The sequence below is a fragment of the Synechococcus sp. MU1625 genome (assembly GCF_020514205.1).
Taxonomy (GTDB): Bacteria; Cyanobacteriota; Cyanobacteriia; order PCC-6307; family Cyanobiaceae; genus Parasynechococcus.
On sequence record NZ_VTLA01000002.1, the window covers coordinates 88,062 to 103,030 of the forward strand.

General features: G+C 58.5%; 12 protein-coding genes. 3 read left to right on the top strand and 9 right to left on the bottom strand.

The features are described 5' to 3' along the window. Positions 1 to 28: 28 nt before the first annotated feature. On the bottom strand, positions 29 to 676 hold the full coding sequence (locus FZX13_RS06375) for an HpsJ family protein (protein WP_226408524.1): 648 nt from the start codon (positions 674 to 676) through the stop codon (positions 29 to 31). Positions 677 to 712: 36 nt separating this feature from the next. On the opposite strand from FZX13_RS06375, the gene queG reads away from it, so the two are divergent. The 3 genes from queG to FZX13_RS06390 are packed head-to-tail and all read left to right on the top strand — an operon-like array spanning position 713 to position 5,093. Next, positions 713 to 1,678 carry a tRNA epoxyqueuosine(34) reductase QueG gene (queG, locus tag FZX13_RS06380; protein ID WP_226408526.1) on the top strand — a complete coding sequence of 322 codons (966 nt, stop codon included), beginning with the start codon at positions 713 to 715 and terminating at the stop codon, positions 1,676 to 1,678. A gap of 19 nt (positions 1,679 to 1,697) precedes the next feature. Next, on the top strand, positions 1,698 to 2,579 hold the full coding sequence (locus tag FZX13_RS06385; protein WP_226408528.1) for a tetratricopeptide repeat protein: 882 nt from the start codon (positions 1,698 to 1,700) through the stop codon (positions 2,577 to 2,579). A gap of 45 nt (positions 2,580 to 2,624) precedes the next feature. Next, on the top strand, positions 2,625 to 5,093 hold the full coding sequence (locus FZX13_RS06390; RefSeq protein WP_226408530.1) for a DNA topoisomerase (ATP-hydrolyzing) subunit A: 2,469 nt from the start codon (positions 2,625 to 2,627) through the stop codon (positions 5,091 to 5,093). Positions 5,094 to 5,096: 3 nt separating this feature from the next. Here FZX13_RS06390 and purF read toward each other — a convergent pair whose 3' ends face one another. The 8 genes from purF to FZX13_RS06430 form a co-directional block, all read right to left on the bottom strand. After that, a complete protein-coding gene (gene purF / locus FZX13_RS06395) occupies positions 5,097 to 6,554 on the bottom strand; it encodes an amidophosphoribosyltransferase (protein ID WP_226408540.1) in 1,458 nt (485 codons plus the stop codon). 61 nt (positions 6,555 to 6,615) lie between these two features. After that, on the bottom strand, positions 6,616 to 8,922 hold the full coding sequence (gene purL / locus FZX13_RS06400; RefSeq protein WP_226408542.1) for a phosphoribosylformylglycinamidine synthase subunit PurL: 2,307 nt from the start codon (positions 8,920 to 8,922) through the stop codon (positions 6,616 to 6,618). 40 nt (positions 8,923 to 8,962) lie between these two features. Then, entirely contained in the window at positions 8,963 to 9,721 is a 759-nt protein-coding gene (locus FZX13_RS06405; RefSeq protein WP_226408544.1) for an RNA methyltransferase, read from the bottom strand. 1 nt (position 9,722) lies between these two features. Then, positions 9,723 to 10,880 (bottom strand): DNA polymerase III subunit beta, encoded by a 1,158-nt coding sequence (dnaN, locus tag FZX13_RS06410; RefSeq protein WP_115024709.1) that lies wholly within the window; start codon positions 10,878 to 10,880, stop codon positions 9,723 to 9,725. 182 nt (positions 10,881 to 11,062) lie between these two features. Then, positions 11,063 to 11,266: a hypothetical protein gene (locus FZX13_RS06415; protein ID WP_226397558.1), complete on the bottom strand. Its 204-nt coding sequence runs from the start codon at positions 11,264 to 11,266 to the stop codon at positions 11,063 to 11,065. 47 nt (positions 11,267 to 11,313) lie between these two features. Further along, positions 11,314 to 12,372, bottom strand: a complete 1,059-nt coding sequence (gene thrC / locus FZX13_RS06420) for a threonine synthase (RefSeq protein ID WP_226408823.1) — start codon at positions 12,370 to 12,372, stop codon at positions 11,314 to 11,316. Between the two features lie 101 nt (positions 12,373 to 12,473). After that, on the bottom strand, positions 12,474 to 13,055 hold the full coding sequence (locus tag FZX13_RS06425; RefSeq protein ID WP_226408546.1) for an alpha/beta hydrolase: 582 nt from the start codon (positions 13,053 to 13,055) through the stop codon (positions 12,474 to 12,476). A 24-nt stretch (positions 13,056 to 13,079) separates the two neighbouring features. Next, complete coding sequence (locus FZX13_RS06430; protein ID WP_226408548.1) at positions 13,080 to 14,939, bottom strand: AarF/ABC1/UbiB kinase family protein; 1,860 nt, start codon at positions 14,937 to 14,939, stop codon at positions 13,080 to 13,082. Positions 14,940 to 14,969: the final 30 nt, after the last annotated feature.

Genomic DNA, 14,969 nt, shown 5'->3' on the forward strand with positions numbered 1-14,969 from the left:
AATGAAGTCTGACCAACCTAACCAGCGGTCAGAGCACTGCCGTGAAAGCAAGGAGCACAAAAGCGACGGCGAGGGCCACAGCATTGATGGTTCCGCCAATGAACCTCTGCCTGGATTCGCGTGTCTGGCCGGCCTCAACGGTCTTGAGTTGCTTCTCCATCTGTGCGATCTGATCGTCAACCATCGTTTCGGCAGCCCGCAACTTGTCCTCATCGGAGGCATCCGCAGCGAGTTGACCAGCCTGGGCCAGCTGCTCACCCAGGGACGTCACCTGCGCTTCATCGGCGCGGAAGGCCCGAGCATCCTTGAGGGCTTCGCGGCCCTGCTCAAGATTGCGCAAACGGGCAACGTCACCTGCTCCACCATCCATCGACATGGGAACGGCAATCACCATGCCGAGAGCTAAGAGTGCTGAACAAACGGCGACCAGCAGGCGCAGAGGACTGCGCTGCTGCTGAGGGTGATCCAACCGGGACCCAATCAGGCAGATCAGCAAACCGGCAAAACCCAGAGGAGCCAGGGCCACCAGGGGGCCGGTGACCTGCGGGCGGGGAGCATCCGCGCTCCAGTCGACGCCCACCAAAACAGCCACCATCTGCAACACGAGGATCACCACAAGGGTCAAGCCGAGCCACCGCAGCAATGGTGCAAATCGTCCTGTCTGGGTGCCGGTCACAAAGAAGATGCTTAATAGCGCCCAACACTAAGGTCGATGCAAGGGCATGTCACCGATCAACAGACGCGGTTAAGTCAGGCCCTGAAGCGCCGCGCCGCCGAGGAGGGCTTCAATCCTGTTGGGATTGCCAGGATCCCGGGAAGTCCACGGCTGCAGCTGCGTACGGAAGCCCTGCAGCGTTGGTTGGACCATGGGCATCAGGCCGACATGGCCTGGATGGCGGCCCCCCGACGTCGAGATCCAACACTTTTGTTGGAAGGACTCACCAGCGTGCTTGCCGTCGGCCTCAACTATTACGTCAACGACCAACCCTCCCCCGGATCCCTCAAGGTCGCCCGCTATGGCTGGGGACGGGACTACCACCGTGTTGTTGATCAACGGCTCCGAAGGATTGGTCGTTGGCTATCGGAACAGCGGCCCGAATGTGGCTGGCGAGCCTGTGTGGACGCTGCACCGCTGCTGGACAAGGCCTGGGCCGAGGAAGCCGGGCTGGGCTGGATCGGCAAACACAGCAATCTGATTCACCCCCAACGGGGCTCGTGGATGGTGATCGGCCATCTCCTGACCACGGAGCCCCTGGACGCCGACCCACCAGCGCGAAGCCTCTGTGGACGCTGCACCGCCTGCATGGATGCCTGCCCGACGGATGCGATCCGTGAACCTTTTGTGGTAGATGCAAGGCGCTGCCTGGCCTTTCACACAATCGAAAACCGAGCGGAGGCTCTACCGGAGAGCATTCGCGCTGCCCTTGGGCCATGGGTGGCGGGGTGTGACATCTGCCAAGACGTCTGCCCCTGGAACCATCGGACATTGCCCCACAGCAACGATCCCGATGTGCAGCCGCGCCCGTGGCTGCTGAACCTGCACCGGAACGACGTCCAGCACTGGGATGACAAGGTCTGGGACCAGAACCTGCGAGGGTCGGCATTGCGGCGGATTAAACCCTGGATGTGGCGCCGCAATGCCGCTGCAGCACAACCGGATCCCACACCTACGCTTTAGCCACTCCAACAACGAACCAGTGCTGCGTCGAATTCGCTTCAGTCGAACGCTGGCGGCTGCACTGATGGTCCTCGGCGGTTGGTTCGGCGCGCCGGCAGCCAACGCCCTCATTCCCTACGTCTATCTGCCCACAGAAGAGGAGCTCAAAGGTTCATCGATCGGCATCGGACGGACTGCTGCTCAGTTGCTGCAGCTAGGACAGGCCAAAGATGCGGCTCGACTCGCGGCTCTGGCGGTGCGGCTCAATCCGAATGACGAACGGTTCTGGTCGATCCTGGCGGAGGCGCAACTCCGCAACAACGACCTCAAGGATGCGAGCCGGTCTCTGGCCCGCGCCAAGGAACTGAATCCCGAGAAAGCTGGCCTCTGGTTTGCCGAAGCAGCGATCGCCCTGCGGGCAGAGCGACCGGATGACGCTGTGCCTTTGATTGCCCGCGGACTTCAGTTGGATCCGAAGAATGCTGCGGCCTATTTCGACCTCGGCAACGCCAGGATCATGCAGAACGAACTGCCACTGGCACTGGAGTCGTTCGAAAAAGCCACGGCACTGAAACCGGCGTTCTGGGAAGCCCTGAACAACCAAGCACTGGTTCTCTATGAGCTAGGCCAGCATCAAGAAGCCGTGCGTCGCTGGCGCCGGGTGTTGAAGCTGGAGGCCAATGCAGAACCCATGCTGGCTCTGGCCGCAGCTCTGCACCAACAAGGTGAGCAGACAGAAGCGATCCAGCTGGCATCAACAGCACTGGCCCAAAACCCCAACTACGTCTTGCCATTGCACCAAGCGGAACAGCTCTGGGGTCGTCGCATCCGTGAAGCGACGGCACAATTGCTCGGTGAGCCGGAGCTCACCAACATTGTTGAACGGGCCCAAGCCAACGCAACGTGGAAGAAAAGCCAGTGATCATCTGTAGGCTGAGCGCCTTCCGGTCGGAGATCGACAGACCGAATGGCTGAGGAGCGCGTTCAACCGATCGCTCTGCATCAGGAGATGCAGCGCTCCTACCTCGAATACGCGATGAGCGTGATCGTGGGTCGGGCGTTGCCCGATGCCCGCGATGGTCTCAAGCCCGTCCAACGACGCATCCTCTACGCGATGCAGGAACTGGGGCTCACCCCAGACCGTCCTTACCGCAAATGCGCGAGGGTCGTTGGTGACGTGCTGGGCAAGTACCACCCCCACGGTGATCAGGCGGTTTATGACGCCCTGGTGCGGCTTGTTCAGACCTTCTCCAGCCGTCACCCACTGCTTGACGGCCACGGCAATTTCGGCTCGGTGGACGACGACCCACCGGCGGCGATGCGGTACACCGAAACCCGCCTGGCGCCCATCTCCCACCAGGCGATGCTTGAGGAGATCGGTGAAGACACGGTTGATTTTGCGCCGAACTTCGATGGATCCCAACAGGAACCCACCGTTCTGCCTGCCCAGCTCCCCTTCCTGCTGCTGAACGGCTGCTCTGGCATCGCCGTCGGCATGGCCACCAGCATCCCGCCACACAATCTGGGAGAAGTGGTGGATGGTCTGATCGCCCTGGTCCGGAAGCCGGAAGTAAGTGACGAGAAACTTCTGGAATTGATCCCAGGGCCGGACTTTCCAACCGGCGGTGAAGTGCTGATCAGCTCGGGGCTACAGGACACCTATTTGCGTGGACGCGGCAGTATCCCGATGCGAGGCGTCGCCCACACCGAAGAGGTGCAACCCGGCAAAGGGCGCCACAAGCGCAATGCCGTTGTCGTCACGGAATTGCCATACCAGCTCAGCAAGGCCGGCTGGATTGAAAAGCTGGCCGAGTCCGTCAACGACGGAAAGATCGGTGGAATCGCCGATATCCGTGACGAAAGCGACCGGGAAGGCATGCGCGTTGTGGTGGAACTGCGCCGTGATGCGGATCCAGACAAGGTTTTGAAGGATCTGCAACGACGAACGGCTCTGCAGAGCAACTTCGGAGCCATCCTGCTGGCCCTCGTTGATGGACAACCCCAGCAGCTTTCCTTACGCCAACTGCTGCAGACCTTTCTCGATTTCAGGGAACTGACCCTGATTCGACGCACCAGTCATGCGCTCCGCAAGACAGAAGACAGGCTTGAGGTCGTAGAAGGACTGATCACGGCCCTGAACAATCTTCAGGCCGTGATCGCCATGATTCAAGAGGCCAATGACGCTGCATCGGCCCGCGCGAGCTTGATGGTGCGGCTCGACCTCAGCGAACGACAGGCCGATGCGGTGTTGGCCATGCCCCTCAGGCGCCTGACGGGACTCGAGCAGGAAAGCCTGCGACAGGAGCTGGATGAACTGCGGGCGGAACGTCAACGCCTCAAGTTGCTGCTCGACAACCGGGATCAATTGCTTGACGCGATGGTGACGGAACTCAAGGAGTTGAAGAAGCGCTTCAACACCCCCCGTCGAACCCGACTCGTGGAAGGTGGCGATGCACTGATGGCCGAACGGGCAGCCAGCCAACGGCCGAATACAGAACTCCTGCGTCAGCAGGCCCTATCCGCACTGCCTGGGGATGGTCGGGTGCTGATCCAAGCCGATGGACAAGTAAAAATCGTCACCCCTCAGGTGCTGGGCCGCCTCCATCTCAATGATCCTTGCCCAATTGGCGACGCACCGTCTCCGGCACAGGTGATCCTGCCGATCGAACCCCCACCGCGACTTCTAGCGGTGAGTGCCAGCGGCCGCATTGCCCAGGTTCGTTGGGAATTTGCCGGACAACAGCCTGGTCAGATCGGGCGTTTCCTGCCCACCGGCCTCGATGGAGACCGCATCGTCTCCCTTCTGTCGCTGCCCCACCAAAACACAGATGATCACAGTCTGGGCTTACTCAGCAGCGATGGTCGCTTCAAACGAATTCCTCTGAGCGAGGTCGTGGACCTTTCCGGTCGAGCCACAAGCGTTCTCAAATTGAAGGAAGGCGTCGAGCTCAACACCGCTGTGATCTGCCGCGACCAGGGAACACTGGTTCTGATCAGCGACATCGGTCGGCTCTTGCGTCTGCGGGTCACCGAGGACTCCCTTCCATTGATGGGTCGATTGGCACAGGGACCCATGACCATGCGATTGCTGCCAGGGGAACAGATCATCGGAGCTGTCTGCGCAGAACAGACACCACTCATGCTGATCAGCCAACAAGGGTTGATCAGCCGTGTCGATTGCTCAGGCCTGCGATACAACCAACGCGGGGATCTCGGCAGCATGGCCGTTGAGATTGACACCCAATCTGATCGTCTTGTCGGGATCAGCGATCAAACCGGACTCGTGGGAGTGCGGACAAGCAAAGAGCGTCACGGGCGCATGGATCCGGACGACATCAACATCACACAACCAGGAGAAAGATTAAGCCAAAAAACTTCTCTTCAGAATGGTGAAACAATCGTTGAAGTGATCAACACAATTCAACTGAACAGCTGATCATTAGGAGCTGCAATTCTGCTCCAACCACCTGAAATACTCTTCATCAATACCACCAGTTACATAATGCCCATCAAAACAAGACATCTCTAGATCCTTGATGTCGGTATTTTCGACAATACTTTCCAGCAAATTCTCAACGGTCTGATAAACAACATGATCAGCACCAAGAACATCTGAAATGTCATCAATTGTTCGACCATGGGCAAGGAGTTCCGCCCTGGTCGGCATATTGATTCCATAAACATTGGGATAGCGGACAGGGGGAGCCGCTGATGTAAATGTCACCTTATTGGCACCGGCACTACGCGCCATCTGAACAATTTCGCGGGAGGTAGTACCGCGGACAATAGAATCATCGACAATTAACACATTCTTGCCGGCAAATTCAGTACCAAGGGCATTTAGTTTCTGACGTACTGATTTTTTTCGTTCCGCCTGACCCGGCATAATGAAGGTTCGACCGACATAGCGGTTCTTATAAAAACCTTCGCGATAGTCAAGACCCAATTGCTTGGCGACCTGCATCGCAGAAGGCCTCGCTGAATCCGGAATAGGCATCACAACATCGATATCTCCAGCCGGTAATGTTTCAGAAATCGTTTTAGCAAGACGATCACCCATCCTTAAACGCGACTCATAGACTGAAATACCATTCATTAGAGAATCAGGCCGTGCCAGATAGACGTACTCAAAAGCACAAGGAATCAACCGAGGAGAATCTGCACACTGACGCTGGTGCAAGTTGGCGTTGACGTCGATAAATACGGCCTCACCAGGATCAACATCGCGAACGATCTCGTAGCCACTGTTCTCAATCACCAACGACTCACTGGCGACAATCCACTCCTCCTGACCCTGGTCGGATAAACGCCTACCCAAAATTAGAGGACGAATTCCATAGGGATCACGGAACGCCAGCATTCCATGACCCGCAATGAGAGCAATGGCTGCATAGGAGCCCTGAACGCGGTGATGCAGAGATGCCACCGCATCAAACAACTGATCCGGCGTGAGATCTCGTCCCGTGAGCTGAGATTGAACCTCGGTAGCCAACACATTGAGCAACATCTCCGTATCGCTCGTCGAATTTGTATGACGACGATCAATCCTGAATAGATCCTGCTCGAGCTGAAGAGTGTTGGTGAGATTACCGTTGTGAACAAAGGTGATGCCATAGGGAGCATTCACATAAAAGGGCTGAACTTCCTCCTCAGAAGCAGCAGCACCACGGGTTGCATAGCGAACATGACCGATACCAGCATTGCCCAAAAGCTTTCGCATGTCTCGGGTGCGAAACGCTTCACGCACACGTCCCTTTTGTTTGTGCACATGGAAGGTGTGATTGTCCATCGTGACAATCCCAGCCGAATCCTGCCCACGGTGCTGAAGCAGAAGCAGATTGTCGTAGATCTGTTGGTTGACTGAGTCAACACAGAACATGCCGATAATGCCGCACATGATGAATCCGTAGACAGAGAGAAAAGGAAGAGAATCGGCCGTCAGGAAACGCCTGACTCAATCACTCCGAATGAATCCGTCGGGGCAACGCATCACGGAAGACAGCTGCGCACCGTTCAACCTCAAGATCGAGCTGAACTGCAGATTCAGATCGGATCACCACGCGAGGCTCCGCTGTGACGCTGCCAAGCGAGGTGACAGAGAGTCCTGCACGGGCTCCGATCAACTGCTCCCAGCCAGGGAGGCAGGCTGCGTTCACAGACACAATGACGCGACTGCCGCCTTCAGCGAAAAGCACCCGATCCAAACGCGCTGAACCTGTCGTCAACGTCACATTGATGCCGAGATCAGAAGCGATGCAAGATTCAACCAAAGCCACAGCGAGACCACCATCACTGCAGTCATGGGCGGAGGCCAGCAGACCCTGAGCGATGGCCTCACGAACCAGACACCCCACTGCGGCTTCGACAACGAGATCGGGCTGGGGCGGACGTCCTGCCAGAGAGCCAAGGCTCTGCTGCTGATAAGCACTGCCCGACAAACCAAGGCTGGGATCTGCAACATCATCCGGCGGAACGCCGATGAGAAAGAGTGAATCGCCGGGCTGCTGCCAAGCCAAACCAGTCACACGACCGATGTCGTCCACACAACCAACCATGCCGATCACCGGCGTGGGATGAATCGGCTGCATCGTGCCGTCATCCTGTTTGGTCTCGTTGTACAAGGAGACATTCCCGCCGGTAACGGGGGTATTAAGGGCGCGGCAGGCGTCGGAAATCCCCCGACAGGCCATGGCCAACTGCCAAAACCCCTTCGGCGTTTCCGGTGAAGGGAAATTAAGGTTGTCGGTGACCGCCAGGGGATCAGCTCCCACACAACTGAGGTTGCGTGCTGCTTCAGCGACGGCCGCCTGCGCACCACGTTCGGGGTCAAGAGCGACCCAACGGTTGGGGCAGTCCACCGTGGCGGCAACACCACGGTTGGACGCAGCCATCGATCCGTCACCCTGCTGAGGTCTCAGCCGCACCACAGCGGCATCGGCTGCGCCGGATGACACCACTGTGTTGGCCAACACCTGCTGGTCGTACTGACGGTGAACCCAGTGCTTGCTCGCGATGGTGGGATCGTCCAAGAGCTGAAGCAGAGCTGCAGCTGCATCGCTCAGCTCAGGAAGCTCCTGCTCGGTCCAGCTCCAGAGGGCCTGAAGATCCGCCGGGGGCTCCTGCAACAGAGCATGTTTTTCGATCGGGGTGTCATCGGCAAGAGCTGTGGCGGGCACCTCAGCAGCAACAGCACCGTGATGCAACACCCGCACAATCGGCTCCTGGAGCACCATGCCCACAACCGCCGCCTGCAATCCCCAGCGACGGAACCGCTGCATCAACGCCTCCTCCCGCCCGGCCTTGACCACAAACAACATCCGTTCCTGGGATTCCGACAACAGAAACTCGTAAGCCGTCATCCCGGTTTCACGGGCCGGAACACGGTCGAGATCCAGCTCCACCCCCAGACCCCCTTTGGCGGCCATTTCCGAACAGCTGCAGGTGAGCCCAGCAGCACCCATGTCCTGCGCTGCCACCACATCACCACTGGCAAAGGCCTCAAGACAAGCTTCGATCAGCCCTTTCTCCAGAAACGGATCACCCACTTGAACGGCGGGGCGATCATCCAAGGAATCGGCACTCAGCTCAGCACTGGCAAAGCTGGCTCCGCCCATGCCATCCCGGCCGGTGGTGCTGCCCACATAAACCACGGGATTGCCAACGCCGATCGCTCCGGATTTGACGATCTCCTCAGTCTCCATCAAACCGAGTGCCATGGCATTCACCAGGGGATTGCCGGAATAGGAGGGATCAAAGGCCACCTCACCCCCCACCGTCGGCACGCCAACGCAATTGCCGTAGTGGGCAATGCCAGCCACCACACCTTCCATCAGGCCAACATTGGCGGAGTCTTCAAGGGGACCAAAGCGCAGGGCATTCAGCAGCGCGATCGGACGCGCGCCCATCGTGAAGATGTCACGCAGGATCCCGCCCACCCCTGTTGCCGCCCCCTGAAAGGGTTCAACGGCGGAGGGGTGGTTATGACTTTCGATCTTGAAGGCCAACCGGTGGCCTCCACCGAGATCGACCACGCCGGCATTTTCTCCAGGTCCTACCAAAATGCGCGGTCCCTCAGTGGGGAAACCACTCAGCAAGGGCCGGGAATTGCGATAGCAGCAATGTTCGGACCACATCACACCGAACATGCCCAACTCAGCTCGGTTCGGCTCGCGACCGAGCCGCCGACAGATCTCATCCCAGTCACTGGGCTTAAGCCCTTCCTGCTTCAGGGCTGCAGCTATGTCGTACGCAGGGGAGGAAACCACGAATCGCGGAGCACCTCCCCCCAGTGTTGCCGACCGACCGTCAGACCCAGGGGTCTTCGTCCTGTCGGCGGCGGGGGGACGGAGTTTCCTCCCAGCTGTCGTCGTCCCAGACCTCAGATTCACGCTCAGAAACGGCCTCTGATTCAACGTCCCCTAGCGAAGAGCGGATGGGCTCTGGCCGCAGATCATCCATTGGCGAGTCCTCCAACCAACCCTCCAGGCGATCGCCGGCCCGGTCACCCATGACGCGCAACTGGTCCCGCCAACGTTGGGTGCGTTGGAGCAGGTCCTGACGGACACTGGCGCGGGCCATCGGCAAATCATCCAATCCCATCAGGGCGGTTTGAATCTGGCCCGGTTGCTGGTCAAGGATGCGATCCGGAGCCAAACGCCAGCGGGAACTGCCTGGAAGTCGCGGGTCGCTGCGGGCGATCAAATAGTGAAGAATCGCGCCGTCCGCTGGTCGGAAATCAAGATCAACAACGCTGCCGATGCGCTCACCATCACGATCCAGCAAGTTTGCCTCCATCAACGTCGGCAAGCGTTCCAGCATCACCTGATCGGTGACCGCCGGTTCGCCGCGCACAAACACCTGCTGATCCGTAAAACCACAACATTGGTTCAAACGCCACACATCGCGAGACATACGCAGAGCTGACGGTCGGCTGACCCAACCCAGCAACCGATGCACAGGCGGATGCATCCAGGCCATTACCCCAGGTCCGTGATCCAAGCCCAGATCACAACGGACGGTATGACTCAGAAGATCACTGAGGAGAAGCTGATCCGGAAGAGACACATCAGGAACGAATCTGAACGGGCATTACCAGATACGTGAAAGCTTCAGACGTTTCATCGGAACGAAGCACAGCCGGCGTGGTGGGTGCATTGCAGTGCAGAACAATCCGATCAGAGCCCATGGCCTTGAGACCATCCAGCAAATAGCGAACATTGAAAGCAATCTGCATGGCATCACCATCAAGGCTGGCTGGTAGTGACTCGGAGCCGCTGCCCACATCCTGTGCATCAGCACTGATCAACACAACACCCTCCTCAGGCTGACTGCTGAATTTCACGACGTTGTTGTGTTGATCAGCAAGAACAGCAATGCGTTCCAGAGCAGCAATCAATGAACGACGATCCATCCCGAACGTGCGGGTGAATCCATCGGGAATCAACTGGCCGTAATTGGGATACGTGCCCTCGAGCGTGCGACTGGTGACCATCTGGTCGGCAGCGAGAAACACCACTTGGCCACGATCACAAAACAAACTGACGGGTTCATCGGAACGCCAGGACGCCATCAAACGCTCGACCTCTCGAAGAGAACGTGCGGGGAGGGTCACCGCGAAACCCTGTTCATCAACGGCATCAGCGATGGCCGCATCCTGCAGAGCGTCGTCAACATTGAGTACAGCAAGGCGGTGTCCATCGGTGGCAGCAGCTTCTAGAGCCCGCTGGTTGAACTTCAAATGAACACCGGTGAGCAGTTGCTTCGCTTCATCGCCGCTGCTCGCGAACAGGGTGCCCTTGAGCGCCTGCACCAACCGTTCAGGCTGAAGTTTGAGCGTCATGCCGCTCTCCACCATCGGGAGATCGGGGTAGTCATCAGCACTCATACCGCGCATCTGATAGCTGCCACTAAGGCTGGTGAGCTGAACCTGCTCGCCGGCATCTTCTACCGCGAGAGTGACCGGAGAATCGCTGGATAAACGGGAGACAATCTCTCCCAGCAATCGGGCCGGAAGCGTGATCGCTCCACTGGTTTCCACACTGGCGGCGAGAGAGGTCTGAATCCCCAGACTCAGATCGAACCCCGTCAGGCTGAGGCGATTGCTTCCAGCATCGGCCGTAAGCAACACATTGGCCAGAACCGGGTGGGTTGGCCGGGTTGCCACCGCACGGCTCACCAATTGCAAGGCGCTATTCAGTTCGGACTGTGAACAGACCACCTTCATCGTCCTGAAGACCTGAGTGCGCTGAGGTGCCCCACCGTTTCACAGGCTGAGGTGAAGTGCAATGGCCAACGCAATGGGATTCTCTTTTCGGCTGTTTTCTTCTTATGGATTTAAAAAAATAAAAATAAAACAGTCGTAGTAGGGCCTGGGGAAAAGGGGGAAAGCTGCTTGAAAGTCAGTGGTCAAGAGAGTTCTGCTTCACCAATGCTTGAGGAGAATTTTTTACGGAATGGGGAGTGCAGACCTGTTTTCCACGTCTTCACAGCAGGTGGAAAACCATCCACTTGGCCGGAGGAGTTGTTTTCACCTGTTTTCCACAGCGTGTGCATTCGGTTTTTGGTTGTTTTCTGCAGCCGCTTTGTCGGCTGGTTTTGTCCAATGGCCATGAAAAAGCCCCCGTTGGGGGGCTGGAGGAAGTCGATGGAATGCCGTTTTAGAAGCCCATGACATTGGCAACGGTGTCGAGATCGGGATTGAGGTCGGTGTGGAAGGCGGCGTCGTTGTTGCTGATGGCGCAGTCGGGATCCTTGAGGCCGTTGCCGGTCAGAACGCAGACCACCGTTGAGCCAGCTGGTACTTCATCCTTGCGTTTGAGCAGGCCTGCCACAGATGCAGCACTGGCGGGTTCGCAGAAGATTCCCTCCTGACCGCCCAAGAGTTTGTAAGCCGCGATGATTTCCGCATCGGTGACATCCAGGAACGCTCCTTTGCTGGCTTCGCGTGCTGCCAGGGCCTTGGCTCGGTTGACCGGGTTGCCGATGCGGATGGCTGTGGCGATGGTTTCGGGGTCCGTCACCGTCGTGTTGTTCACCAGAGGAGCTGATCCGCTGGCCTGGAAGCCCATCATCCGGGGCAGGTTCCGGCTCCGGCCCGCCTGCTGATATTCCTGAAAACCCATCCAATAGGCGGTGATATTTCCCGCGTTGCCCATGGGAATGCAAAGCCAGTCGGGTGCGTCTCCGAGGGCATCCACGATTTCGAAAGCAGCCGTCTTTTGGCCCTGAAGCCGGTAGGGGTTCACCGAGTTCACCAGGGTGACCGGATACTTCTCCGCCGCTTCCCGAACGATGTCCAGGGCACGATCGAAGTTGCCGCGGATCGCTAAGACCTCAGCGCCATACACCAGAGCTTGAGCCAGTTTTCCCTGGGCGACATAGCCATCCGGGATCAACACGAAGGCCCGCATTCCTCCCCGCCGGGCATAGGCCGCTGCTGCTGCACTGGTGTTGCCTGTGCTTGCACAGATCACCGCTTCACAACCGGCTTCCTTGGCTTTGCTGATCGCCATGGTCATGCCCCGGTCCTTGAAGGACCCTGTGGGATTCAGGCCGTCGTATTTCACGAACACTTTCACCCCCTTGCCGATCTGTTCCGCAATCGATGGCACGGGAATCAGAGGAGTGGCTCCCTCCCGAAGGGTGATCACCGGGGTTGCATCGGTGACGGGAAGCCAGCTGCGATAGGCCTCAATCAGTCCAGGCCAGTCCTGCATCACAGGGGTGGCAGTGAAACGCCGACGGAGGTTCTGAAACAGGGACACCGGCTGGGATGGGGGGATTTCCGGAATCTAGGCGGCGTCCGTTCAGGAATTGGTCAGGGTTGCGCGTCCTTCAGTCCGTCCAAGGGGGAGTCGGAGAAAAACTGCACCAGGCCGGCAATCGATTCCGCTTTCTCAATCACCCCAAACAAAGCTGGCAGGTTCACCGCCATAACGGCATTGGGATACCCCTTCAGAAAGCTCACAGCGGTGAGGCCTTCCTCGCTTTGCAATCCACTGATTACCCCTGCTCGGATCGCCGGAACACTCACCTCGGGTTCCGGTGTGTAGATGGGGTAGATGATGCGTGAAGCACGGCGCAGGATGGCTTCACCGATCCGTGTATTGATTAAACGGCTGGTCAGCACTAGCGGAAGTTCGAGGCTCTGATTGAGCATCCGCGATACCTCCTGAGGGTTCTGCCCGGACAGTTCAAGCAGATCGCCCAGCAGGCCGATGGCTTCACCGGTCTCGGCCAGGTGTTCAAATTCCTTGACGGGAATCGAGCGGCGGAAGGCACCACTGACGAGGGCTACATCCGTGGCGGCATGCAGAGGTTGCATGACGCTGCTCCAACCGATTCCAAGTCCTGCCGCCACAGCCAGCAGTGACGAACGGGTGAAGGGCTTGAGAAGCATCACGCTGACGGTGTTCTCAGGAACTTAGGCAGGAACTCCAGCGGCGACCCGTACCAGGCGGACAACTCCTCGTTCGGCCAGCCCTTGAGCCACCTGGAATCCCATACGGCGGGTGTCCGGCTCATTCAGAACTCTGGGCATCCGTCGCAGCAGAAGTTCCGGTTTGAACCCCGGCAATGACTGCAACACCTGAATCAATTCTCGTACTGGCTCCAGTTGCATCAGTGGATCCGAGAGCCCTGGAGGCGTCTGGGCGATGGCGGAGGGTTGCAGTCGTTTGGGTAGACGTCGACCCAGGCGCTGCATCGTGGACCACCCCAGAGCGTCCAGTCTCTCCACGGCGGCGGTCACCAATTGATCCCGAAGCAGTCCCGCCTTGGGAGAGAACAGGAAGTCGAGCAGTTGGTCGAGTAGCGCTTCCAGGTCCAGTTGGGCCTGACTTGCAGCGCTAGACACAAGATTTTCCAGACGGGTCCAGCGGAAGGCATCTCCGTCGAACAGCATCTCCTTGAGGCTCTGACGTAATTGGGGATCTGGGTCTTCCATCAGCCGACGCGCGAAGTAGGGATACGCCGCACCGAGAATCTTGAAGTTTGGATCCACACTCAGAGCGATGCCCTCGAGGGTGACCAGTGACCGAATGATTAGGGCGTAATAGGGCGGTACCCGGAACGGGAATTTGTACATCACACCGGACATGTCATCGGTGACCGCTTTGAAATCCATGCGGTTGACGCCAGCTTCCAACGCTTGGCTGAAGACCTTCTCAAAGGCCGGAACAATCGGTTCCAGGTTCACGTCTTCCGCCAGGAAACCAAGGGTGACGAAGTCTTTGGAGAGCTTCCCGAAGTTGCGGTTCACCAGATGAACAACCGCTTGAATCAAGCCCGTGCGGGACTCGCGGCTGACCTCGCTCATCATCCCGAAGTCGAGATAACAGAGGCGTCCGTCCTTGAGGGCCAGGAGATTGCCGGGGTGGGGGTCGGCATGGAAGAAGCCATGCTCCAGCAACTGTTGAAGGCTGCAATTCACGCCCACCTCCACCATGTCGTCTGGATCGACGCCGAGTTCCCGAACGGCATCCAGATTGGTGAGTTTGACGCCGTCGATCCATTCCATCGTCAGCACGCGGCGGCTGGTGGCGCTGCGGTAGATCGTCGGAACAGCGATTCGAGGGTTGTGCTGATGCAGCTCAGCGAAGGTCTCAGCGTTCGAGGCCTCGTTGAGATAGTCCATTTCTTCGAACACCCGTCGCCCCAGTTCGTCGATCAAGGCGACGAGGTCGCTGCGGATCAGTCCGATGTTGCTGTTCAGCCAGGCTGCGATGTTGCGCACGATGTACAGATCCAGGGTGATCTGTTCGCGCAGGCCGGGGCGCTGCACTTTCACCGCCACCCTGGCGCCACCTTTGAGGGTTCCCTTGTGCACCTGTCCCAGGGAGGCGGCGGAAATCGGATCCCGGTCGAGCTGCTCGAAAATGTCATCCACCGGTGCCCCCAGGTCGTCTTCGATGCAGGCCATGGCCAGGCCGCTGTCGAAGCCAGGCAGTTGGTCCTGCAACTGGGCCAGTTCTTCCAGCAGCAGTGGCGGGACGATGTCCGGTCGTGTGGACAGAGCTTGGCCAGCCTTGATGAAGGCGGGGCCGAGATCCACCAGCAGCTCAGCGCACTCGCGGGCTCGATTCCGGGCCCGTTGCTCGTCTTTTAGTAACTGGAAGATCCAGTCGAAGGCGACGCCAAGAAGCAATAAGCCGATGGGTACCAGGGTTTGCCAGAGTCGTCGGATCAGCCGCTGGGGATGGCCGGCATAGATACGTGTGATGGCGGCGGGGTCGTATTCGAGCAACCCCGCGGCTTCGATGAAATCCCCGAGCTCTTGCGCCATCAATAAAAGGGATGTGCGACCCCCCTTCTA

Coding starts and splice junctions, on each gene's coding strand:
- FZX13_RS06415 (WP_226397558.1), bottom strand. CDS start 11,266: ATGGCCATTGGACAAAACCAGCCGACAAAGCGGCTGCAGAAAACAACC.
- FZX13_RS06390 (WP_226408530.1), top strand. CDS start 2,625: ATGGCTGAGGAGCGCGTTCAACCGATCGCTCTGCATCAGGAGATGCAG.
- dnaN (WP_115024709.1), bottom strand. CDS start 10,880: ATGAAGGTGGTCTGTTCACAGTCCGAACTGAATAGCGCCTTGCAATTG.
- thrC (WP_226408823.1), bottom strand. CDS start 12,372: ATGCAGGACTGGCCTGGACTGATTGAGGCCTATCGCAGCTGGCTTCCC.
- purF (WP_226408540.1), bottom strand. CDS start 6,554: ATGTGCGGCATTATCGGCATGTTCTGTGTTGACTCAGTCAACCAACAG.
- FZX13_RS06430 (WP_226408548.1), bottom strand. CDS start 14,939: ATGGCGCAAGAGCTCGGGGATTTCATCGAAGCCGCGGGGTTGCTCGAA.
- FZX13_RS06425 (WP_226408546.1), bottom strand. CDS start 13,055: ATGCTTCTCAAGCCCTTCACCCGTTCGTCACTGCTGGCTGTGGCGGCA.
- queG (WP_226408526.1), top strand. CDS start 713: ATGCAAGGGCATGTCACCGATCAACAGACGCGGTTAAGTCAGGCCCTG.